This window comes from Caballeronia arationis, from assembly GCF_001544975.2.
Lineage (GTDB): Bacteria > Pseudomonadota > Gammaproteobacteria > Burkholderiales > Burkholderiaceae > Caballeronia > Caballeronia arationis.
Map to the genome: position 1 here is coordinate 78533 of NZ_FCOG02000019.1, position 21182 is coordinate 99714.

Below are 21182 nucleotides of genomic sequence, written 5' to 3' on the forward strand. Positions count from 1 at the left end.
TGCTCGCAGCGCGTGCGCAAATCCATGCACGCACTTGGCACGATTCTGGCACGTTTCATCGAGTTCCTGCAGACGGTGCTCACATCATGCATCACGCCGTTCGCGTTCTGAATCGAGCCGCACCGTCCGCGCTTCGCGAGCCGTGTGGCAACCGCGGTCCTGCTGCGTCGCGCGACAAGCGATACCAAAAACATCACGCCGCCATGTCTCAATTCTTTCGCATTCATCCGGACAATCCCCAGCCGCGCCTGATCAACCAGGCGGTGCAGATCGTCAACGACGGCGGTGTCATCGCGATGCCGACCGATTCGAGTTACGCGCTCGCCTGCCATCTCGACGACAAGGACGCCGTCGAACGCATCCGCCGCATTCGCGGGCTCGACGAGAAGCAACTGCTGTCGCTGCTCGTGCGCGACCTGTCGCAACTCGCCAATTTCGCGCAGGTCGACAACCGGCAATACCGGCTGCTGAAATCGGTGACGCCGGGGCCGTACGTGTTCGTCCTGCAGGCGACGAAGGAAGTGCCGCGGCGCCTTTCGCACCCGTCGCGCAAGACGATCGGCCTGCGCGTGCCCGATCACGCGATCACGCTCGCGCTCCTGGAGACGCTCGGCCAGCCGCTCCTCGGCTCAACGCTGATCCTCCCGCCCGACACCGAGCCGCTCAACGACCCCGAGGAAATCCGCGAGCGGCTCGAAAAGCAGGTCGACCTCGTGATCGACGCGGGCGCGTGCGCCGCCGAGCCTTCGACGGTCATCGACCTGACGGGGCCGGAACCCCTGCTCGTGCGCCCGGGCCGCGGCAGTCTCGAACCGTTCGGCCTTACCGCCGATTGAGGTGCACGAGTCCGCTCCTGCGGCGGAAGATGAGCCGAATATAAAATCGGGCGAGATTTCCCAACCATAGGCATTATTCTCCGGTCGGCGGCGGTTTTGCTGCCTTCCGGCTAGAACCGGGCCGCAACCCGACCGCACCCACGCTCGCCTCGCGCAACCGTGACCTTGACCGCCATGAGTGGCGCCCTGAACTGCCTGAGACGCTTGTTACAATAGCGAGCTATGGATTCTTCCCTGATACAGACAATCGCGGTCTACGCGCTCCCGGTGATCTTCGCGATCACGCTGCACGAGGCCGCGCACGGCTACGTCGCCCGCCTGCTCGGCGACAACACCGCTTACGTGCTCGGCCGCGTGTCCTTCAATCCGATGCGGCACATCGACCCCATTGGCACCATCGTCATTCCGATCGTTCTCTATTTCGTCACGAGCGGCGCCTTCATGTTCGGCTACGCGAAGCCCGTTCCGGTCGCGTTCGGCAACCTGCGCAATCCGCGCTGGGGCAGCCTCTGGGTGGCCGCCGCCGGTCCCGCCAGCAACTTCGTGCAGGCGCTCGTCTGGGGCGTGATCGCGGTCGCGCTCGCCGGGTTTCACGTCGACGAGGCGTTTTTCACGCGCATGGCGGCGGCGGGCGTCGGCGTGAATCTCGTGCTCGGCGTGCTGAACCTCTTTCCGCTGCCCCCGCTCGACGGCGGCCGCGTGCTGATGGCGCTGCTGCCGGTCCGCGCGTCGCTTGCGCTGCAACGGCTCGAACCATATGGCTTTTTCATCGTGATGGCGCTCGTCGTAACGGGCGGCCTCACGCGGTTCTGGCTGAGCCCGCTCGTGAACATCGGCTATGCGGCGGTGTCGGCCATTCTGAATCCCTTTGCCTCGTTCTTCTTATAAAACCATGTTCCCTGACCGTATCTTCTCAGGCATGCGGCCGACCGGCTCGCTGCATCTCGGCCACTATCACGGCGTGCTGAAAAACTGGGTGCGGCTGCAGTCCGAGTACCCGTGCTTTTTCGCCGTCGTCGACTGGCACGCGCTCACGACGCACTACGAAACGCCCGAAGTGATCGAGAAGAACGTCTGGGAAGTGCTGATCGACTGGCTCGCGTCCGGCATCGACCCGGCGCAGGCGACGCTCTTCATCCAGAGCCGGGTGCCGGAGCACGCGGAACTGTCGCTCCTGCTCGGCATGGCGACGCCGCTCGGCTGGCTCGAACGCGTGCCGACCTATAAGGAACAGATCGAGAAGCTGAAGGAGAAAGATCTCTCGACTTACGGTTTTCTCGGCTATCCCGTGCTGATGGCGGCCGACATCCTGCTGTACCGCGCGTCGCTCGTGCCGGTCGGCGAGGATCAGGTGCCGCACGTCGAAATGACGCGCGAGATCGCGCGCCGCTTCAATTATCTGTACGGCAAGGAGCCGGATTTCGAGGAGAAGGCGCTCGAAGCCGCGAAGAAGCTCGGTGGCAAGCGCGCGAAGCTGTATCACGAGTTGCGCGTGGCGTACCAGCAGGAAGGCGACGACGAAGCGCTCGAACAGGCGCGCGCCATGTTGCAGGAGTCGCAGAGCCTTTCGATGAACGACCGCGAGCGGCTGTTCGGCTATCTGGAAGGCGCGCGCAAGCTGATTCTGGTCGAGCCGCAGGTGCTGCTCACGGCCGAATCGCGCATGCCGGGCCTCGACGGCCAGAAGATGTCGAAGTCGTACGGCAACACGATCGGCCTGCGTGAAGACGCGGAAACCATCACGAAGAAGGTCCGCACGATGCCGACCGACCCCGCGCGCGTGCGCCGCACCGACCCGGGCGATCCGGACAAGTGCCCGGTCTGGCAACTGCATCTGGCGTACACCGACGAAGCCACGCACGAATGGGTGCAGAAGGGCTGCCGGACTGCCGGCATCGGGTGTCTCGACTGCAAGCAGCCGGTGATCGAGGGCATCCTGCGCGAGCAGCAGCCGATGCTCGAGCGCGCGCAAAAGTACATGGACGATCCGTCGCTCCTGCGCGCGATCGTCGCCGACGGCTGCGACAAGGCGCGCAAGTTCGCCACCGAAACGATGCGCGACGTGCGCGAAGCGATGGGGCTGTCGTACAACTGATGGCGGACGGGGTGGACTTCGCGAGCGCGTGGGTGCGGCAGTGGGCGCATCTCGTCGAATCATGCGGCCCGGTGCTCGATGTCGCGTCGGGCAGCGGCCGGCATGCGCGCTGGTTCGCGTCGCGCGGACATCCCGTGCTCGCCGTCGACCGTGACGAGGAAGCGCTGCTCTCGCTTGCCGGCATCGAGCGGATCGCGACGCGTGCGGCCGATCTGGAAAACGCGCCTTGGCCGCTCTTAGCCGATGAAAAATTCGCGGCGGTCGTCGTGACGCGCTACCTGCATCGTCCGCTCTTTCCCCATCTCGCCGATGCGCTCGCACCGGGCGGCGTGCTGATCTACGAAACCTTCGCGGCCGGCAACGAAACCGTCGGCAAGCCGTCGAATCCGGCATTTCTGCTCGCCCCCGGCGAACTCATCGACGCGTTTCATTCGCGCCTGCGGATCATCGCTTTTCAGGATGGCTTTACGAGCGATCCGCGCGCATCCTACGTGCAACGAATCTGCGCGGTCCGCGAGCCGGACCGATCCTCAACCGGCCTCACCATTCGTAACAATGCGTCGATCCCGCCGCGTTACGATCTGGCGGGCTAATCCGCTACAATCGCGGTTTACCGATCAAATTCATAGCGTTTCATGACAAACGGAACACACGGCGGCATCCAGATCCGCGGCAGCATTCCTGCCATCGTCACCCCGATGCACGAGGACGGTAGTCTCGATCTGCCGGCGTTTCGAAAACTGATCGACTGGCACGTCGCGGAAGGCTCGAACGGTCTCGTCGTCGTCGGCACGAGCGGCGAGTCGGCCACGCTTTCGGTCGAGGAACACATCCTGATGGTCCAGACGGCGGTCGAGCATACGGCCGGCCGCTTTCCGATCATCGCGGGCGCGGGCGGCAACTCCACGGCCGAGGCCATCGAGTTGTCGAAGGCGGCGAAAAAGGTCGGCGCCGACGCCACGCTCCAGGTCGTTCCGTATTACAACAAGCCGACGCAGGAAGGCATGTACCGTCATTTCGTGAAGATCGCGGAATCGGTCGACCTGCCGGTGCTGCTGTACAACGTGCCGGGCCGCACCGTGGCCGACATGAGCAACGAAACGATCCTGCGCCTCGCGAACGTGCCGGGCATCATCGGCGTGAAGGAAGCGACGGGCAACATCGACCGCGCGGCGCATTTGATCAAGTACGCACCGGCCGGTTTCAGCATCTTCAGCGGCGACGATCCGACCGCAATCGCGCTGATGCTGCTCGGCGGCCACGGCAACATCTCGGTCACCGCGAACGTCGCTCCGAAGGCGATGAGCGAACTGTGCCGCGCGGCGCTCGAAGGAGACGCGATCACCGCCCGCCGCATTCATCTGAACCTTCTGTCGCTCCACAAGCAGCTCTTCTGCGAATCGAACCCGATTCCGGCGAAGTGGGCGCTCGAAGCAATGGGCCGCATGCAAGGCGGCATTCGTCTTCCGCTCACGCCGCTCGACGCGCGCTATCACGACATCGTGCGTGATGCATTGCGCGAAACAGGGCTCCTGGCCTAAGACCCGATTGATGGCGGCGGGCGCACACATGACTCATTAGACCGTGCCGCCGCCATTCATCGGGATCGACCATGCAGCCAGTCAACAACCGTCGCTAAACGTCTGCTTCCATCGAATTCGTTATCGACTCCGTTCCCCGGCATCCGCACGAGGCAACGCGCTTTCAGCATCACGAAGGACCTCATGAAACGATCCGCACTTTCCACTCACGCCGCGCGCCTGAGCGCGCTGTCGCTTGGCCTCGCCACGGTCGTCGCGCTTTCCGGTTGCGATACGCTCAACGACTGGCTCGCACCCGATCGCGTCAACTACAAGGCCGCTGAAACCGCGCCGTCGCTCAACGTGCCGTCCGACCTGTCGACGGCGGACATCAGCCAGCGCTACGCCGCGCCGCCGAAGGTGAATTCGCTTGGCGGCGGCACCGAGCGCGCGCTCACGCCCGCCGGCAACGCCACGCTCGGCGTGCCGACCGCGCAGGATCCCTACGGAATGCACGTCGAACGCGACGGCGACCGTCGCTGGCTCGTCATCGATGGCCGCACGCCGGACCAGGTCTGGCCGCAACTGCAGGAGTTCTGGCAGGAGAGCGGCTTCACGCTCAAGACCGATGCGCCGCAGACCGGCATCATGACGACTGACTGGGCCGAGAACCGCGCGAACATTCCCGATGACTGGTTCAGGAAGAGCATCGGCAAGCTCGTCGACTTCGCGTATTCGTCGGGCACGCGGGACATGTTCCGCACGCAGGTGGATCGCGCGGCAGACGGTTCCACCGACATCTCCGTCACGCACAGCGCGATGGAAGAAGTGATGACGGGACAGGACAAGACGTCCTCGCGCTGGGAAGCGCGTCCGCGCAATCCGGCGCTCGAAGCCGCGTTTCTCGCGAAGATCATGGAGAAATTCGGCCTGACCGACGCGCAGGCGAAGCAGTTGATCACCGATGCGCGTCCCACAGGCGCGAAGGTCGCGGTGGAGCAGGCGGGCAACGCGTCGACGCTCGACATCTCCGAGCCGTTCGATCGTGCATGGCTGCGCGTCGGACTCGCGCTCGACCGTACGAACTTCACGGTCGATAACCGCGATCGCGAGAAGGGCCTGTATTACGTGCATTACTCGGATTCGATGCAGGAACTGAAGAAGGACGGCCTCTTCGGCAAGTTCTTCTCGAGCAACACGCCGACGCCCACGCGCCAGTTCCTCGTCAATGTGCGCCCGAAGGCGGATTCGATGACGCAAGTCGCGGTCGTCGATTCGAGCGGACAACTGGACAGTTCGTCGGATGCGCAGCGGATCGTCTCGCTGCTGCACGCCCAGTTGAACTGAGCGAAGGGCCGTGCGATTCGCGAGTCTCGGCAGCGGCAGCGAAGGCAATGCGTTGCTCGTCGAGGCGCAGTGCGGCGCGACGACCACCCGCGTGCTGCTCGATTGCGGTTTTTCAGCGAAGGAAGTGGAGCGCCGGCTCGGCCGGCTCGGCTTGAGCGTCGAGGATCTCGACGCGATCGTCATCACCCATGAGCACACGGACCATATCGGCAGCGCGCTGACACTCGGCCGCAAATGGTCCATTCCGCTCCATATGAGCTGGGGCACGGCGCGCGCGATCGGCGCCGACGAAGCCCCGGTCGATCTGCACGTGCTGTGGGGCGACGAGAGCGTGGCCATCGGCGGTCTCTCGGTGCTGCCCTATACGGTCCCGCACGACGCACGCGAGCCGCTGCAATACGTCTTCTCCGACGGCGCAAGCCGCCTCGGTGTCCTGACCGATGTGGGTGTGTCGACGCCGCATATCACGAACGTCCTGTCCGGCTGCGACGCGCTCGTGCTGGAATCCAATCACGATCTGCAGATGCTCGCGACGAGCCGCTATCCGGCGTCGTTGAAGGCGCGTATCGGCGGCACGCATGGGCATCTGAACAACGACGCGGCGGCAGCCATTCTCGCTACGCTCGATCGTTCGAAGCTGCGTCATCTGGTGGCCGCGCATCTGAGTCAGCAGAACAACCTGCCGCATCTCGCGCAGGCGGCGCTGGCGGCAGTGCTGGGGGCGTCGGCGGTCGAAGTGGTCGTCGCAACGCAGGCCGAGGGTTTCGACTGGCTCGCGCTATGACACATCCTGCATGAAGTGAAACACTCGCGGCGATAAAACCGCAGGCGTAAAAAAACCGGCTCGAGAGCCGGTTTTTTTACGCAAGTCCCTCGGTGGGACCCGCATGCAAGCCTTACTGGCTTGCGCCCGATGCCGGAGCAGCCGAAGCAGCTGCGTCCGAAGCAGCGGCAGCAGCCGACGAAGCGTCGCTTGCAGCAGCCGAAGCGCTCGATGCTGCAGCGTTTGCGTCCGATGCAGCAGCTGCCGGTGCCGAAGCAGCCGACGTATCGCTTGCAGCGCCCGGAGCAGCCGTATCGCTAGACTTGTTGCATGCAGCCAGAGCAACAGCAGCCAACAGGGATGCTACGAGGAGAGATTTCTTCATGATCACGTCCTTTTATGGTTAAAGGTAAGCAACAGCGCAAAGTACCGGTAATGTGTTCAGACACCGACCAGGGCCGCTCGCGGAGACCCACATTATATTTGAGTGTGAGACTTCCCGCGGCTTGGGCGGAAATTATATGCACTTTCGTATCGACCGTCGATAAATGCGGGGCCAATACGTTGTCTTTCTCATACAAATTTTCACACTATGAACAGCAGGATGCGCTTTACGTCAGGCGTAAGCGTCGACCTGAATCCAGCCCGCACGATACCACTCGTGCAGGAGGGATGTCATTGTCGAATCGTCTGCAAGTGTTACAAAGCGTTTCGCCTCCAAATGCCTGTAATTGGCGAATTCCGGGAGCCATTTTCTGAGTTTTGCGTCGAGTAATTCGGGTTCGCCATTCAGAAAATACGAGCGCTTGTCGTAAAGCAACACGGTCTTTCGATCAAGCCTCAAACCGGACTTCTTCGCTCGTTCAACGAACTTCTGCTCAGTGAGCGGTCGAGCGGGCGGATCGAAGACCACGTTCGCTTTCGGCTCGCTCATATAGGATCCGAGGAATGAGGCGACGTCCTTTTCGTGCCATGTGACGTTCGCAAGGATCGCGCCAACCCGCTCGAGCAGAAGCTCCGGCAATTCTGCCGGATGGCGCACTGGCTCCTGCTTCGGATCGCGATAGTGCGCGGCCGGGACGTTCGAATCGCCTGTGCGCTCGGCCAGGTGATAAAGAAACTGCCCCGTGAGTTCTTGCGTGGAAGGCGCCCGAAAGCCGATCGAACACGTCATGCATTCACCTTCGGCGACGCCGTCATGCGCGATATGCGGCGGCAGGTAGAGCATGTCTCCAGGCTCCAGCACCCATTCCTCCTCGGGCTCGAAATGCTGTAAAACTTTCAACGGAAGTCCCGGTTTTAGCGAGAGATCGCGCTGTGCGCCGATCCGCCAGCGGCGCTTGCCGAGGACCTGCAGCAGGAACACGTCGTAGGAGTCGAAGTGCGCGCCGACGCCGCCGCCGTCGGTCGCATAGGAGATCATCAGGTCGTCGAGACGCGCATCCGGGATGAACCGAAAGCGGTTCATCAGTTCATGGGCGCGATCGTGATGCAGGTTCACGCCTTGCACGAGCAGTGTCCATCCGCGCTTTTTCACCGAAGGCAGTTCGTCGGGTGCGAACGGTCCATGTTCCAGCGCCCAGGTCTTGCGAAAATGCGTGATGAGGCGCGACTCGGCGTCGTCGAGATCGGCGAGTTCGAACAGTTCGTCGCGCGAAAGCGGTGCCCGGATATCGGGAATCGCCTGGCGAATCAGCAGCGGCTTTTTCTGCCAGTATCGACGCATGAATTGCGCGGGCGTCCGGTTGCCCAGCAGGGGAGTCACTTCGTCCGGGAGCGGCGCTCTCGGCCGGCCGTCGGTTGCATCAAGGGGCCGCGTTGGCATCGTATAATTGAGGCTTGTATCTTGGAGAATCCAATGAAAATCGCAAAAGACACCGTCGTATCGGTCGCCTACAAGCTATCGGATGCGCAGGGCAATCTGATCGAGGAAAGCGACGAGCCGATGGTCTATCTGCACGGCGGCTATGATGGCACGTTCCCCAAGATCGAGGAAGCGCTGGACGGGCAGGAAGCCGGCTATCAGACGCAGATCCAGCTCGAACCCGTGGACGCGTTCGGCGAATACGATCCCGAACTCGTGAAGGTCGAATCGCGCAGCCGCTTTCCGGAGCCGCTCGAAGTTGGCATGCAGTTCGAGGGCACGCCGGAAGACGGCGAAGAAGACGTCGACTCGCTGATCTACACGGTCACGGACGTCGCGGAAGACAAGGTCGTGCTCGACGGCAATCATCCGCTCGCGGGCATGGCGCTGCGCTTCGCGTTGTCGGTGCAGGAAGTGCGCGTCGCGACCGAAGATGAAATCGAACATCAGCACGCGCACGGCGCCGACGGCCTCGAGATTCTCGACGAAGACGAGGACGACGCCGACGACGAACCCGGCAAGGAATCGGGCCCGACGCTGCACTGAGCGTCACAGCGGTCCCAACACATGAGAGAAGGGCGCAGCGATGATCGCTGCGCCCTTTTTCATTCTCCCGTTCCGCTCGCCGGATTGGCTCGATACGTGCCGTTCTGCACGCCCGACGCGGGCGTGGGCAGAATCGGCGGCATGCCTTGGGGTGGGGTGAGGATCGGCGGCAGCGGTCCGGGCACCGAGGACGGCAAAGCCGGTGGCGGCAGCGATGCGGGAAGGTCGTCGCGAGGTTGGGGCGGGGCTGCTTCGTCCGACGGCGGCTCGTATGGTTCAGACGGTTTGCCTGGCGGTTCGGACGTCGTAGCGCTACTTCTCGCGACATCTCTCACACGCACCCTGAATGGCGGCCGCCAGTCTGCATCCGTCTGTACTTCGAGCCATTGCACCTGCGGTTTTTTCAGCGCGATTGCAATGCGCGTCAGATTGGCGACCAGTGATCCCTTTTCGTCGTGGAGCGGCTGGTCGATCAGAAAGCCGCCTGCGACCGGCGTCTCCGCACCGTGAATCACGATCACGGGACCGCGAAACAGTTCGGCCACCTTGACGAGACTTCGCTTGAATTCGACGAAGCCGTCGCGCGGCTGGTTGCCGCGCGTGAAGCGCAACCACGCGAAGCGGTCGCGTCGCTCGTAGCGCGCGAAGTCGGGATCGCCTTCGAGAAAGACGACGAGCGCACGCTCGCCCGAACGTCGCGCCGACTCCGCCGCGTGCTCGAGCCAGAACGCATTCGCGATGCTACGGTCCTCGAATTCGCCGTTGCGCCCGCCTGCTGTCAGATAGTGATTGTTCGGACCGGGCGCGTTCAGCCCGACGAACGCGACACCCTGCGCCCGCCAGCGCACGTTCTCGCGAAATGGCCTGAAGCGCGCGACTTCGCTTTCCCGCGCGAGCGCGAGCGGTGTTGAACCGAGGGAATTCGAATCGCCGAAGAAGAGCTGTCGCACGAAGTCGAGTCGCTCGACGGGGTCGTAGCCGCCCGCCTGCGCCTGACCGCAGTCGGCCCAGTCGTGCTGTCCGGGAATCAATACGAGCGGCGTGCGCGACGCGTCGAGCAGATCGTGACGCGCGTCGTAGATCCTGTCTCGGCAAGGCTCCGAAGGGCCCTTAATATTGCCGTCGTAGACGATGAACGCCATGTCGCGCTCGCGTGCGATCGCGTCGAGCAACTGGCGCACGGGGGAAACGTCGGCGGGGCGGGTCAGCGCATCGGCGATGACGGCGAACCTGAGTGGTCCGTCCTGAGCCGATGCATGCTGCTGCATGAACGTGCCGCACACGAGCGCGGCGGCCAACGCCCGCGCCGCCACGCGCGCAGCACGTGGCGCGCAGGCCGGGCGAGCCGCCTCAACGCGATCCATCCGGCGCGGGCGTCGCCAGCTCATGCAGTTCGTAGAGCAGATCGAGGGCGTCACGCGGGCGCAAGTCGTTCGGGTCGAGGGCACGCAGCTTCTCGAGCACTGGATGCTCCTGTGCCGGCGCGGCATCTTCCGCGTCGGGGGCGTCTGCGGCATACGGCGCTGCCGCGAAAAGGTCGAATTGCGGCGATGGCTGCCCGATCGATTGCTGTTCGAGATGCACGAGGTGCTTTCTCGCCGCGCGGATCACGGCCGAGGGCACGCCCGCCAGTTGAGCGACCTGCAGGCCGTAGCTCTGGTTCGCGGGACCTTCGTTGACCGCATGCAGAAACACGATGCCGTGATCGTGTTCGACTGCCGAGAGATGCACGTTCGCCGCCTGCGCGAACTCGTTGGGCAGTTGCGTGAGCTCGAAGTAGTGCGTCGCGAAGAGCGTGTAGCAGTGGTTGTGCGTGAGCAGATGCCGCGCGATCGCCCAGGCGAGCGCAAGGCCGTCGAAGGTCGAGGTGCCGCGGCCGATTTCATCCATCAGCACGAGGCTCGATGCGCTCGCATCGTTCAGGATCGCGGCGGCTTCGGTCATTTCCACCATGAACGTCGAGCGGCCGCCGGCGAGATCGTCCGCGGCGCCGATGCGCGTGAAGATGCGATCGAGCGCGCCGAAACGCGCGCGCTTCGCCGGCACGTAGCTGCCGACATACGCCATCAACGCGATCAGCGCGGTCTGGCGCATGAAGGTCGACTTGCCGCCCATGTTCGGGCCGGTGATGAGCAGCAGCTTGCGATCGGTGGAGAGACAGCAGTCGTTCGCGATGAACTGCTCGACCTGCGCTTCCACGACGGGATGCCGTCCCTGATCGATGTCGATGCCAGCGTCGGCGGCGAACTCGGGCGCGACCCAGTCGAGCGCGCGCGCCCGTTCCGCGAACGCGCCGAGGAGGTCGAGTTCTGCCAGCGCGCCCGCCACGCGCTGGCAGTCCGCGATGAACGGCAACAGGTTTTGCAAGAGCGCGTCGTAGAGCGCGCGTTCGCGGGCAAGCGCGCGCTCTTGCGCCGAAAGCGCCTTGTCCTCGAACGCCTTCAGCTCCGGCGTGATGTAGCGCTCGGCATTCTTGAGCGTCTGGCGGCGACGATAGTCGTCGGGCACCTTGTCGGTCTGGCCGCGCGTCACTTCGATGTAGAAGCCGTGCACCTTGTTGTACTCGACGCGCAGATTGCCGATGCCGGTGCGCGTCCGTTCGCGCGCTTCCAGGTCGATCAGGAATTGGTCGCAGTTCTCCGAAATGTCGCGCAATTCATCGAGATCGGCGTCGTAGCCTCGCGCGATCACACCGCCGTCGCGGATCAACGCTGCCGGTTCGGGCGCGATGGCCGCCGCGAGCAGATCGAGACAATCGCGCGGCGGTTCGAGCGCGGCGTCGATGCGTTCGAGCGCGACGGCGTTCATGCACACGGCGCCCAGCAGTTCGCGCAATTTGGGCAAGGCGGCGAAGGTATCGCGCAGGCTCGACAGGTCGCGCGGCCGCGCCGACAGCAGCGCGAGGCGCCCGGTGATGCGTTCGATGTCCGAGATCTGCCGCAGCGCCGCGCGCAGTGTGTCGAGACTCGCGCCCGACGGCGCCTCAAGCAGCGCGCCGATCGCCTGTTGGCGGCCACGCGCGATCGACGCGTCGCGCGGCGGATGATGCAGCCAGTGACGCAGCAGCCGGCTGCCCATCGTCGTGCAGCAGGTGTCGAGGAGCGAGCAGAGCGTCGGCGATTCGGTGCCGCGCAGCGTTTCGGTGAGTTCGAGGTTGCGTCGCGTCGCCGGGTCGAGACCGATGTACTCCGATTCGTGCTCGACCTTGAGGCTGCGCACGTGGCGCAATTGCTGGCCTTGCGTCGCGGCGGCATAGAGCAGGAGCGCGCCCGCCGCGCCGCATGCGCAGGTGAGCGAATGCGCGCCGAAGCCGTCGAGGCTCGCCACATCGAGTTGCTCGCACAGGCGCTGACTACCCGAAGCGACGTCGAAATGCCACGCCGGCACGCGCGTTGTCGCGCCGATATTCGGCACGCTGAATGACGCGCTGGCATCCGCGATCGAATCGGCGATCAGCGTTTCGGCCGGGCGGATGCGTTCGAGCGCAGCGCTGACTTCTTCGGGCGCGACCTCGGCGAGCCGCAGCGCGCCGCTCGCGAGATTCAGCCACGCGAGCCCGACGCTCGTCACCACGCCGCGCCGGTTGTGCGACGGGCAGAGCGCGAGCAGATAGACATCGCTTTTATCGGAGAGGAGCGCGGCATCGGTGAGCGTGCCGGGCGTGACGACCCGCACAACCTTGCGCTCGACCGGGCCTTTCGACGTGGCCGGATCGCCGATCTGTTCGCAGATCGCGACCGATTCGCCGAGCTTCACGAGCTTCGCGAGATATTGCTCGCAGGCATGATGCGGGACGCCCGCCATCCTGATCGGATTGCCGCCCGAAGCGCCGCGCTGCGTAAGCGTGAGGTCGAGCAGACGCGCGGCCTTTTCGGCGTCGTCGAAGAAAAGCTCGTAGAAGTCGCCCATCCGGTAGAAAACGAGCGTGCCGGGATGCTCCGCCTTGATGCGCAGATACTGCTGCATCATCGGCGTGTGGTGCGACAGGTCGGCTGTTGCCGCGGGTGCGCCGGCCGTTTCGGGAGTTGCGGTGTGAGTGCCCATCTTGCGTACGTTCGGTGCAGGAGGACCGGTTGCGGAACGAACCGGTCATATAGGGCGAGAGTGTAACCCGTCGCGCGGACGGGATGCCGTCGGCCGGATGACCAAGGCGTCGGTCAGTGACGATTCGCGCGGTCGGCGCAAAAGCAAACGCCGGTTCGAAAACCGGCGTTCGTGCGCGTAACGCGCGGGCTGGATGCAGGGTTAAGCGCGCCCGGCCAGAAAGCCGACGAGCAATGCCAGCCCCGCGACCGCGCCCAGCGTATGCCACGGCTTGTCGTGCACGAATTCGTCGGCGTAACCGGCGGCATCGTTCAGTTTGGCCGTTACCGCGGAACTCGCGCCGTCCATTTGCGAGCGCACGGTTTTCAGCTTCGACTGCAGTTCCTTGCGAAGCTTGTCCGCATCGAGATCCTTCGCGTCGCGCAGCGAGCTGTCGAGTTCGTCCAGCAGACTGCGCAACTGGCCACTGGCGGAATCGACCGCGTCGCTTGCGCCGGCGACGGCGCGCTGGCCGAGATCGGCCGCGCCGTTGATCTTGCTATCGAGCGTCGAACGTGTGAACAATCCCATTTGCTGCTCCTTTTGACGTGCCGAAAAGTTAAATCGCGGCTCGTTCGGGCAACGGCCGGCTGAGGCGCCGTGGCGTCAATGCCAGCCTTGCGCGACGAGTCGTCCTGTATTTACGACTTCGACCCGCCCCATCGTTCCCCGCTTTTCCGGTGCCGGTCGACGAGGCGTTGAGGTGAGAGTACACCCTTCAGCAAGCTTCATTCCTCCACCAGCGCGCCGAGGTCGTTCTGCCTCTCGTTGTGGGAGTAGCGGCGCATCGTGAGCCACATCATCAGGCAGACGAAGAGCCCGAAAATCACGATGATCCACTGCACCGGCACGTTGGCCGTGAGGAGCAGCGCGTAGGAGCCGAGCATCGCGAGCACGGCGAGATTCTGGTTGAAATTCTGCACAGCGATGGAGTGTCCTGCCGAGAGAAGCGTCGCGCCGCGATGCTGAAGGATCGCGTTCATCGGCACGATGAAGAAGCCCGACAGGCTGCCGAGCAGGATCATCAGCGGGTAGGCCATCAGGATATAGGCGGGCGCAAAGAGCTGTCCGAGGTGCACGCCCGCGCCCGCCGGGAACAGGTCCTTGTTGTAGAACGCCATCGCGACGGCGACCGCGCCCGTCACCACGCCGACGGGCAGTACCTTCAGCGACTGCCTGAGCGGAATGAACGCGGCCGCCGCGCCCGCGCCGATCGCGATGCCGACGCCCGTCACGCCCTGCAGCACGGCCGCCTTCGAGAGCGACAGGCCGAGATTCGCGTCCGCCCATTTCAGCACGAGCAGTTGCAGCGTGACGGCCGCGCCCCAGAGGAGCGTCGTGACCCATAGCGCAATCTGCGCGAGCTTGTCGGTCCAGAGCACCTTGAAGCAGTGGGAGAAATCGCCGATCAGCTTTGTCGGTTCGGTCAGCCGGTTTGGATAGCGCGCGCCGGTGTTCGGAATGCCGACGTTGATGACGGCCGCCGCCGCGTAGATCAGCATCACGGCGAAGAGCGCGGCGTCGGCGGCGGTGCGCACGAGCGGCAGGTGCAGGCCGGACACCCAGCGATCGACATACTGGCTCACGAGCGCGCCGCCGATCACGGTGCCGAGGATGGTCGAGCCGACCGTCGCCGATTCGAGCCACGCGTTCGCGGCGATCAGCTTCTCGGGCGGCAAAAGCTCGGTGAGGATGCCGTACTTGGCGGGCGAATAAGCGGCGGCGCCCAGGCCCACGACGCCATACGCGATCATCGGATGCACGCCCGCGATCATCACGGCGCAGCCCGCCGCCTTGAGCGCATTCGAGACGAACATGACGTGGCGCTTTTGCAGCGCATCCGCGAATGCACCGACGAAGGGCGCGAGCAGCACGTAGGAAATCGTGAAAAATATCTGCAGGAGCGGCGTGATCCACGACGCCGACTTCATCACGGTGAGCATCGCGATCGCGGCGATCAGGAGCGCGTTGTCGGCGAGCGACGAGACGAACTGCGCGGCGATGATCGTGTAGAAGCCTTTTTTCATGTGACGACGGAGATGGCGGTCGGTAGGCGCGGCGAGGGATCGCGACGGTCCCGGCAAAGAGATGCACTCTAGCGGAGCCGCGCAATGCTTGCACACAGCACGATGCGCGCCCAGCGTGCCGCGGACGGGAATCGACGGGAAGGAAGCGCCCCGAAAAGCAAAAAGGCGGCCGAAGCCGCCTTTGCATATCCACAAGAGACGCGCGCGCTCAGGCCGCGCTTTGTCGCGTGCGCGTGTACTGGTCGAGAATCTTGATCATCTGCGCGTACACCTTCGGATTCCCGGCGACGATTTCGTTTTCGTGCAGGAAGTTCGACTCGCCCGTGTAGTTGCCGACGAGACCCCCCGCTTCCGTGATGATGAGGCTGCCCGCCGCGACGTCCCACGCATGGATGCCCTGCTCGAAGAAGCCGTCGAGCCGCCCGGCCGCGACGTTCGCGAGATCGAGCGCGGCCGCGCCCGGCCGGCGCAGGCCCGCGCACGAGAGCGTCATTTCGGAGAAGAGCCGTGCGTAAGCGTCGAGGCCCGCGCCGTCGCGGAACGGGAAACCGGTGCCGATCAGCGCGTCGGCCAGGCGGTCGAGCTTGCCGACGCGGATGCGCCGTTCGTTCAGGTACGCGCCGCGGCCGCGCGAGGCGGTGAAGAGGTCGTTGCGGGTCGGATCGTAGACGACCGCCTGCGTGACGATGCCCTTGTGCGCGAGCGCAATCGACACACAGTAATACTGGAAGCCGTGGATGAAGTTGGTGGTGCCGTCGAGCGGATCGATGATCCACTGGAATTCGGACTCGCGGTCGTCGGTGCCGGATTCTTCGGCGAGGATCGAGTGGTCGGGGTAGGCGGTGTGCAGCGTCTCGATGATCGCGGCTTCGGACGCCTTGTCGACTTCCGTGACAAAGTCGTTGTGCTGCTTCTTGCTGACCTGGACGCGGTCCAGGTCGAGCGACGCGCGGTTAATGATCTGCCCGGCGCGGCGAGCGGCCTTGACAGCGATATTGAGCATCGGATGCATGAGCGAAATCCTTTGGCCGGCGCGGGGACGGCACCGTTCGGGTGCACGGGCGAGCCGGAAAGTTGGCGACAACGACTATGTCGACGAAAGACGAATTGGATAAGAGCGGGGCGGCCGGCGAATGTCAGTTGACGCTGTCAATTGAGGCTTCGAGGCGCGCGAAGGCGGTATTTTACCTGAAGTAAGCCGGCGACAGCGGGTTTCGGCTTCGTCCTATGGCGTCCGGCCAGTTCAGGCGCGTCACGGGAGGCGCTACCATAGCGTGCTCGAACTCTCACCGGCGACCGAAGCTTTGGACCCACTCGAATCTCCTCATCCCCACGGCGGCTTCACGTCGACCCGCTTCGTGCTCGTCGAGCCGAGCCATCCCGGCAATGTCGGCGCGGCGGCGCGCGCATTGAAGACGATGGGCTTCGCGCGCCTCGTGCTGGTCGCACCGCGCGTCGCGAACGTCAAGAACGAGCCGGAAGCCGTCGCGATGGCGTCCGGCGCTGATGACGTGCTGGCGTCGGCGCTCGTCGTCGACACGCTCGCGGACGCGCTCGCGGGCGTGCATTGGTCGGTGGCGCTCACGGCGCGCATGCGCGAATACGGCCCCCCGCAACTCCCGCCGCGAGCTGCGGCGGCACGCGCGCACGAGTTCGTGCATCACGGCGAGATTGCGCTCGTGTTCGGCAATGAGCGCACCGGCCTCTCGAACGCGGATGTCGAGCGCTGCAGCGCACTCGCGCACATTCCGGCCAATCCGGCGTACAGCTCGCTGAATCTGGCGCAGGCCGTGCAGGTGCTGGCGTACGAACTGCGCCTTGCCTACAGCGATGACGGCGGCCGGCCGCCGACGCTCGAAGTGGCGAACCCCAGCGCATCGAGCGAGGATATCGAAGGCATGTACGCGCATCTGGAAAACGCGCTCATCGAACTCGAGTTTCTCGATCCGGCGAATCCGAAAAAGCTGATGTCGCGCATACGGCGTCTCTTTGCGCGTTCGGGGCTGGAGCGCGAGGAGGTGAACATCCTGCGCGGCATTGCGAAACACATCCTGCTGCGGGGCCGGAAAGCCGACTGACGCAGCCGGAGCGACCGCGCGGCCAACGGGGACATCGAGCAGAGTCAGCGGGCTCGTCCTACAATCGCCCGAAACCATCGGCGAAAACCGATATAAGCTTTGCGCGATCCGTGCTTAATGCTGTCCGAATCGGCAGACCATATCGGCAGACCAAAGCGGCGGATCGACGCCGCGCCCGTACCCCCCAATTACCGAGCCATCGACATGTTCAAACGCCTGCGCGAAGACATTGCCGCCATCCGCGAGCGCGACCCCGCCGCCCGCAGCGCCTGGGAAGTGCTCACGTGTTATCCGGGATTCCACGCAATCGTGCTGCATCGGCTCGCGCACGCATGCTGGGTGCGGCAGTGGCGCTGGCTCGGGCGTTTCATCTCGCAGATCGCGCGTTTTCTCACCGGCATCGAGATCCATCCGGGCGCGACGCTCGGGCGGCGCGTGTTCATCGATCACGGCATGGGCGTCGTGATCGGTGAGACGGCCGAACTCGGCGACGACTGCACGATCTACCAGGGCGTGACGCTCGGCGGCACGTCGCTCGCTCGCGGCGCCAAGCGCCATCCGACGCTCGGCCGCGGCGTGATCGTCGGCGCGGGCGCGAAGGTGCTCGGCGGCTTTACGGTCGGCGAGGGCGCGAAGATCGGCTCGAATGCGGTTGTCGTGAAGCCGGTGCCGGCGGGCGGCACGGCGGTGGGCAATCCGGCGCGGATCGTCGTGCCGGCGACCGCACGTGCCGCGGACGACTCGCGCAAGACTGAGGCGAGCGGCTTCTGCGCCTACGGCATCACACCGAACGCTGACGATCCCGTGTCGCTCGCGATTCACGGCCTGATCGACCACGCGTCGAGAGAAACGCAGCGGATCGACGACATCGTCGCGGCACTCGAGCGGATCGGCACGCGGGTGGAAGCGCTCAACGGCATCGACGGCGCCGCGCTGCTCGACCTGAAGCGGCTCTCGGCGGCGATGGAAGGGGAAGCGGCGGCGCGGCGCTGACTCAGATGTGAAGCGGCGTGTTCAGCCGAGCGGCAGCGCCCGGATGCCCGCGGCGTCGAGCCGCAGATAGCCGCCGCGCGGCTCGCCGTGATCGAGTTCCCAGTCGGGAATCACCCAGCGCGTGCCGTCGGCTTCGCGATGGCGCGCCGGCCGGTGTGTGTGACCGTGGATCATCGTGTGCGTGCCGCTCGACGCGAACAATTGCGCGACCGCCTCGCGCGTCACATCATATTTCGCCGACACGGGCAGCGCGCGCGCATCCTCGCTTTTCGAGCGCATGCGCTCCGCGATCGCAAGCCGCTTCTTCAGCGGCAGGCTCAAAAACAGACGCTGCGCAACGCGGTTGCGCGCGAAACGCCGAAAGCGCTGATAACCCGCGTCGGCGGTGCAGAGCGCGTCGCCGTGCGCGAGCACGATGCGCGTGCCGAACGCGGTCATCGTGAAAGGATCTGGAAGCGGCAGCGCGCCCGCTTCCTTCATGAAGCGCCTGCCGAGCAGGAAGTCGCGATTGCCATGCATTACATAGAGCGCGATGCCGCGTTCTGAGAGCGTATGCATCAGCGCCGTCATGCGGCGTGCAAAGCGAGCGCGCTCGTGACCGACCGACGCGTCGAGCACATCGTCGCCGACCCAGAATTCGAACAGATCGCCGAGGATGAAGACCGAATCGGCCTCGTTGGCCGTCACGCGCACGAAGTGTTCGAACGTCGCGACCGTGTTCGGAATCGCGTCGCTCAGATGCAGGTCGGCGATAAAAAACAGCGGGCGCGGCTCGGTGGCCGCGCCCGCTGTTCGCGCGTCGTCAGGCGTCGCGTCGGTCATCAGTCGACGACGACCGCCTTCTCGATCACGACGTCGTCGAGCGGCACGTCCTGGTGGAAGCCCTTCGAGCCCGTCTTGACCTTGCGGATCTTCTCGACCACGTCGAGGCCGTCGACCACGCGGCCGAATACCGCATAGCCCCAGCCTTGCGGCGTCGGCGACGAATGATTCAGGAAGTCGTTGTCGTTCACGTTGATGAAGAACTGGGCGGTCGCCGAATGCGGGTCGTTCGTGCGCGCCATCGCGAGCGTGCCCTTGTCGTTCTTCAGGCCGTTGTTCGCTTCGTTCTGGATCGCCGCGTCGGTGCCTTTCTGCTTCATGCCCGGCTCGAAGCCGCCGCCCTGGATCATGAAGCCGTCGATCACGCGATGGAACACCGTGTTGTCGTAGTGGCCCTTCTTCACGTAGCTAAGGAAGTTCTCAACCGACTTCGGCGCCTTCTCGCTGTCCAGTTCGATCTTGATGATGCCGTGGTTCGTATGCAATTCGACCATGATGTGTTCTCTCCGTTGTTGGGTGGGGGCGAGGCGCCGCCCGCGGGCGGCGGCATGCGCTGCGTTACTTCGAGACGACCGTCGCCGATTCGATGACGACCGGCTTTTGCGGTACGTCGGCCATCGGCCCGCGCGTGGTGGTGGGCGTGCCTTCGATCTTCTTCACGACGTCCATGCCCGCCGTGACCTTGCCGAAGACGGCATAGCCGTTGCCATCCGGATTCGGGAAGTCGAGCCCCGCATTATCGACCGTATTGATGAAGAACTGTGCGGTGGCCGAATTCGGATCGCTCGTGCGCGCCATCGCGAGCGTGCCCGTCGTGTTCTTTAGGCCGTTCTTGCTCTCGAGCTGGATCGGGGCGCGCGTCGGCTTCTCGGCGAAGCTGGTGCTGTAACCGCCGCCCTGGATCATGAAGCCAGGAATCACGCGATGAAAGATCGTGCCACTGTACTGACCTGACTTCACGTAGTCGAGGAAGTTCGCGACGGTCTTCGGCGCCTTCTCGGGATAGAGCTCGACGCGAATGTCGCCTTGCGAGGTCTTGAACAGCACGCTCGGATGCGCAGGCTGCGTGCCCGCCGGATTCTGGCCCTGGGCGAAGGCGGGAGCGCCTGCGATCAGTGCGGCGCTGCCGAGCGCCAACATCAGCAATTTCATGAAGGATCGATCCTCTGGTTGGAGTGGCTACGAATGCGGCGTCGTGTCGATGCTTGAAGTCCGCCTGGTTCCTGCGCCGCGTCGAAATGCGCGCTCGTCCGGCCGTGCCGGGCGAGGGGTCGCGTTCAGGGTTCCGCGTTCGGCGCGACGTAGGGCGAGGTCGGGAACGGGCCGGTCGGGCCGCCGAACGGCGAGTACGGCGTGGGCAGTGTCATCGCCGGGACCGTGCCCGGGCCGCTCACACCGGGCGTGCCGTATTCGGACGACGGGACGATGCGCTTTTTCTGCGCGGGCGGGGCGATGATCTTCTGGATGTCCGCGACGCGCTGACGCGAAAGTGCGCTCTTCGACCCAAGCGCTTGCGCGCGCTTGTACGATTCGCTCGCGAGCCGCAGATACAGGTCGCCGAGGTTGTCATAGGCGAGCGCGTAGCTCGGGTTCGCCTTGATGGCCACTTCGAGCGCGGCGCGCGCGTCTTCGTAGCGGCCTTGCTTTGCATATAGCGCGGCGAGATTGTTGTACGGCTCGGGCAGTTCGGGATATGCCTGCGTGAGCTCGGTAAATGCGGTGATCGCTTCGTCGTCGCGGTTCAGGCGCGCGAGGACCGTGGCGCGCTTGAACTTCGCCTGCACGTCGCGCGGGTTCGTCTTCAGGCGCTCGTCGAGTTGCGCGAGCGCGTTCGTCCAGTCCTTCTGCGCGATGCTCGCATCGACCTGCGGCGTACCGTCCGAGGTGGCGGTGGACACCTGCGCATGAACCGTGCCGATGCACAGAAAGCTGGCCGCGAGACCGAAACTTGCAGTGACCGTCGCGGTGGCGAAGGTGGTCGCGGCAGCGGTTGCGACGAAGCCCGCGAGCCCAGTGGCGACGCGGCTTGCGGCTCGGTTGGCAACGCCTCGTGCGCGACCGTTTGATGGTTTCATAGGCTCAAGTCTGGATGTTATACTCCGACCCATTCTAACAAAAGGTCTGCGCGTTCCGTCGAACGTCAGACTGTCGTTACGCCACTCGTGGTCCTCTCCGTTTCGATCGCAGCGTGAGCAACATGCGTGCGCA

21 protein-coding genes are annotated in these 21182 nt (G+C 64.6%); 10 read left to right on the forward strand and 11 right to left on the reverse strand.

Going from position 1 to position 21182, the window contains the following annotated elements:
• Positions 1-203 precede the first annotated feature (203 nt).
• From AWB81_RS14115 to AWB81_RS14145, 7 genes are all read left to right on the forward strand, one after another.
• A complete protein-coding gene (locus AWB81_RS14115; protein WP_062636318.1) occupies positions 204-836 on the forward strand; it encodes an L-threonylcarbamoyladenylate synthase in 633 nt (210 codons plus the stop codon).
• A gap of 222 nt (positions 837-1058) precedes the next feature.
• Positions 1059-1724, forward strand: a complete 666-nt coding sequence (locus tag AWB81_RS14120; protein ID WP_062636320.1) for a site-2 protease family protein — start codon at positions 1059-1061, stop codon at positions 1722-1724.
• 4 nt (positions 1725-1728) lie between these two features.
• Positions 1729-2931, forward strand: coding sequence for a tryptophan--tRNA ligase (locus AWB81_RS14125; RefSeq protein ID WP_062636323.1), 1203 nt, complete (start codon positions 1729-1731; stop codon positions 2929-2931).
• The gene (locus AWB81_RS14130) at positions 2931-3524 is read left to right on the forward strand and encodes a class I SAM-dependent methyltransferase (RefSeq protein ID WP_062636325.1); all 594 of its coding nucleotides are present in this window, start codon (positions 2931-2933) and stop codon (positions 3522-3524) included. Before AWB81_RS14125 ends, AWB81_RS14130 begins: the two co-directional genes overlap by 1 nt.
• Positions 3525-3566: 42 nt before the next feature.
• On the forward strand, positions 3567-4472 hold the full coding sequence (gene dapA / locus AWB81_RS14135; protein ID WP_062636327.1) for a 4-hydroxy-tetrahydrodipicolinate synthase: 906 nt from the start codon (positions 3567-3569) through the stop codon (positions 4470-4472).
• A gap of 183 nt (positions 4473-4655) precedes the next feature.
• Positions 4656-5798, forward strand: a complete 1143-nt coding sequence (bamC, locus tag AWB81_RS14140) for an NlpB/DapX family lipoprotein (protein WP_062636329.1) — start codon at positions 4656-4658, stop codon at positions 5796-5798.
• A gap of 10 nt (positions 5799-5808) precedes the next feature.
• Positions 5809-6582 (forward strand): MBL fold metallo-hydrolase, encoded by a 774-nt coding sequence (locus AWB81_RS14145; protein WP_062636330.1) that lies wholly within the window; start codon positions 5809-5811, stop codon positions 6580-6582.
• Positions 6583-6694: 112 nt separating this feature from the next.
• Here AWB81_RS14145 and AWB81_RS46855 read toward each other — a convergent pair whose 3' ends face one another.
• A complete protein-coding gene (locus AWB81_RS46855; RefSeq protein WP_167306330.1) occupies positions 6695-6946 on the reverse strand; it encodes a hypothetical protein in 252 nt (83 codons plus the stop codon).
• A 231-nt stretch (positions 6947-7177) separates the two neighbouring features.
• On the reverse strand, positions 7178-8386 hold the full coding sequence (locus AWB81_RS14160) for a cupin domain-containing protein (protein WP_087134979.1): 1209 nt from the start codon (positions 8384-8386) through the stop codon (positions 7178-7180).
• Positions 8387-8419: 33 nt separating this feature from the next.
• Here AWB81_RS14160 and AWB81_RS14165 point away from each other — a divergent pair, with 33 nt between their 5' ends.
• On the forward strand, positions 8420-8971 hold the full coding sequence (locus AWB81_RS14165) for an FKBP-type peptidyl-prolyl cis-trans isomerase (RefSeq protein ID WP_062636335.1): 552 nt from the start codon (positions 8420-8422) through the stop codon (positions 8969-8971).
• A gap of 59 nt (positions 8972-9030) precedes the next feature.
• Here AWB81_RS14165 and AWB81_RS14170 read toward each other — a convergent pair whose 3' ends face one another.
• The 5 genes from AWB81_RS14170 to AWB81_RS14190 all read right to left on the reverse strand — a co-directional run bounded on the left by AWB81_RS14170 (position 9031) and on the right by AWB81_RS14190 (position 16093).
• Positions 9031-10359, reverse strand: a complete 1329-nt coding sequence (locus AWB81_RS14170; RefSeq protein ID WP_374730488.1) for a hypothetical protein — start codon at positions 10357-10359, stop codon at positions 9031-9033.
• Positions 10322-13015 carry a DNA mismatch repair protein MutS gene (gene mutS, locus AWB81_RS14175; RefSeq protein WP_062636338.1) on the reverse strand — a complete coding sequence of 898 codons (2694 nt, stop codon included), beginning with the start codon at positions 13013-13015 and terminating at the stop codon, positions 10322-10324. Before mutS ends, AWB81_RS14170 begins: the two co-directional genes overlap by 38 nt.
• A 201-nt stretch (positions 13016-13216) precedes the next feature.
• Positions 13217-13585: an ElaB/YgaM/YqjD family protein gene (locus tag AWB81_RS14180; protein WP_062636341.1), complete on the reverse strand. Its 369-nt coding sequence runs from the start codon at positions 13583-13585 to the stop codon at positions 13217-13219.
• Positions 13586-13782: 197 nt separating this feature from the next.
• Positions 13783-15081: a lysophospholipid transporter LplT gene (gene lplT, locus AWB81_RS14185; protein WP_062636343.1), complete on the reverse strand. Its 1299-nt coding sequence runs from the start codon at positions 15079-15081 to the stop codon at positions 13783-13785.
• A gap of 208 nt (positions 15082-15289) precedes the next feature.
• The gene (locus AWB81_RS14190; protein ID WP_062636345.1) at positions 15290-16093 is read right to left on the reverse strand and encodes an inositol monophosphatase family protein; all 804 of its coding nucleotides are present in this window, start codon (positions 16091-16093) and stop codon (positions 15290-15292) included.
• Between the two features lie 292 nt (positions 16094-16385).
• Between AWB81_RS14190 and AWB81_RS14195 the strand changes: the two genes are divergently transcribed.
• The gene (locus AWB81_RS14195; protein WP_235025796.1) at positions 16386-17159 is read left to right on the forward strand and encodes an RNA methyltransferase; all 774 of its coding nucleotides are present in this window, start codon (positions 16386-16388) and stop codon (positions 17157-17159) included.
• 204 nt (positions 17160-17363) lie between these two features.
• Positions 17364-18152, forward strand: a complete 789-nt coding sequence (gene cysE, locus AWB81_RS14200; protein WP_062636349.1) for a serine O-acetyltransferase — start codon at positions 17364-17366, stop codon at positions 18150-18152.
• 21 nt (positions 18153-18173) lie between these two features.
• On the opposite strand, the gene AWB81_RS14205 is transcribed toward cysE, so the two are convergent.
• The 4 genes from AWB81_RS14205 to AWB81_RS14220 form a co-directional block, all read right to left on the reverse strand.
• Entirely contained in the window at positions 18174-18974 is an 801-nt protein-coding gene (locus AWB81_RS14205) for a UDP-2,3-diacylglucosamine diphosphatase (protein WP_062636351.1), read from the reverse strand.
• A complete protein-coding gene (locus tag AWB81_RS14210) occupies positions 18974-19468 on the reverse strand; it encodes a peptidylprolyl isomerase (protein WP_062636352.1) in 495 nt (164 codons plus the stop codon). The genes AWB81_RS14205 and AWB81_RS14210 overlap by 1 nt, the downstream gene beginning before the upstream one ends.
• A gap of 64 nt (positions 19469-19532) precedes the next feature.
• Positions 19533-20126, reverse strand: a complete 594-nt coding sequence (locus tag AWB81_RS14215) for a peptidylprolyl isomerase (RefSeq protein ID WP_062636354.1) — start codon at positions 20124-20126, stop codon at positions 19533-19535.
• A 125-nt stretch (positions 20127-20251) separates the two neighbouring features.
• Positions 20252-21049, reverse strand: coding sequence for a tetratricopeptide repeat protein (locus AWB81_RS14220; RefSeq protein WP_374730489.1), 798 nt, complete (start codon positions 21047-21049; stop codon positions 20252-20254).
• Positions 21050-21182: the final 133 nt, after the last annotated feature.

What these genes read in the sequence shown, in the direction of transcription:
- AWB81_RS14215 (WP_062636354.1), bottom strand. Translation starts at nt 20,126, where the DNA reads ATGAAATTGCTGATGTTGGCGCTCGGCAGCGCCGCACTGATCGCAGGC.
- AWB81_RS14205 (WP_062636351.1), bottom strand. Translation starts at nt 18,974, where the DNA reads ATGACCGACGCGACGCCTGACGACGCGCGAACAGCGGGCGCGGCCACC.
- bamC (WP_062636329.1), top strand. Translation starts at nt 4,656, where the DNA reads ATGAAACGATCCGCACTTTCCACTCACGCCGCGCGCCTGAGCGCGCTG.
- cysE (WP_062636349.1), top strand. Translation starts at nt 17,364, where the DNA reads ATGTTCAAACGCCTGCGCGAAGACATTGCCGCCATCCGCGAGCGCGAC.
- lplT (WP_062636343.1), bottom strand. Translation starts at nt 15,081, where the DNA reads ATGAAAAAAGGCTTCTACACGATCATCGCCGCGCAGTTCGTCTCGTCG.
- AWB81_RS14120 (WP_062636320.1), top strand. Translation starts at nt 1,059, where the DNA reads ATGGATTCTTCCCTGATACAGACAATCGCGGTCTACGCGCTCCCGGTG.
- AWB81_RS14170 (WP_374730488.1), bottom strand. Translation starts at nt 10,359, where the DNA reads ATGAGCTGGCGACGCCCGCGCCGGATGGATCGCGTTGAGGCGGCTCGC.
- AWB81_RS14115 (WP_062636318.1), top strand. Translation starts at nt 204, where the DNA reads ATGTCTCAATTCTTTCGCATTCATCCGGACAATCCCCAGCCGCGCCTG.
- AWB81_RS14165 (WP_062636335.1), top strand. Translation starts at nt 8,420, where the DNA reads ATGAAAATCGCAAAAGACACCGTCGTATCGGTCGCCTACAAGCTATCG.
- AWB81_RS14190 (WP_062636345.1), bottom strand. Translation starts at nt 16,093, where the DNA reads ATGCATCCGATGCTCAATATCGCTGTCAAGGCCGCTCGCCGCGCCGGG.
- AWB81_RS14220 (WP_374730489.1), bottom strand. Translation starts at nt 21,049, where the DNA reads ATGAAACCATCAAACGGTCGCGCACGAGGCGTTGCCAACCGAGCCGCA.
- AWB81_RS14125 (WP_062636323.1), top strand. Translation starts at nt 1,729, where the DNA reads ATGTTCCCTGACCGTATCTTCTCAGGCATGCGGCCGACCGGCTCGCTG.
- AWB81_RS14180 (WP_062636341.1), bottom strand. Translation starts at nt 13,585, where the DNA reads ATGGGATTGTTCACACGTTCGACGCTCGATAGCAAGATCAACGGCGCG.
- dapA (WP_062636327.1), top strand. Translation starts at nt 3,567, where the DNA reads ATGACAAACGGAACACACGGCGGCATCCAGATCCGCGGCAGCATTCCT.
- AWB81_RS14160 (WP_087134979.1), bottom strand. Translation starts at nt 8,386, where the DNA reads ATGCCAACGCGGCCCCTTGATGCAACCGACGGCCGGCCGAGAGCGCCG.
- AWB81_RS46855 (WP_167306330.1), bottom strand. Translation starts at nt 6,946, where the DNA reads ATGAAGAAATCTCTCCTCGTAGCATCCCTGTTGGCTGCTGTTGCTCTG.
- AWB81_RS14210 (WP_062636352.1), bottom strand. Translation starts at nt 19,468, where the DNA reads ATGGTCGAATTGCATACGAACCACGGCATCATCAAGATCGAACTGGAC.
- mutS (WP_062636338.1), bottom strand. Translation starts at nt 13,015, where the DNA reads ATGGGCACTCACACCGCAACTCCCGAAACGGCCGGCGCACCCGCGGCA.
- AWB81_RS14130 (WP_062636325.1), top strand. Translation starts at nt 2,931, where the DNA reads ATGGCGGACGGGGTGGACTTCGCGAGCGCGTGGGTGCGGCAGTGGGCG.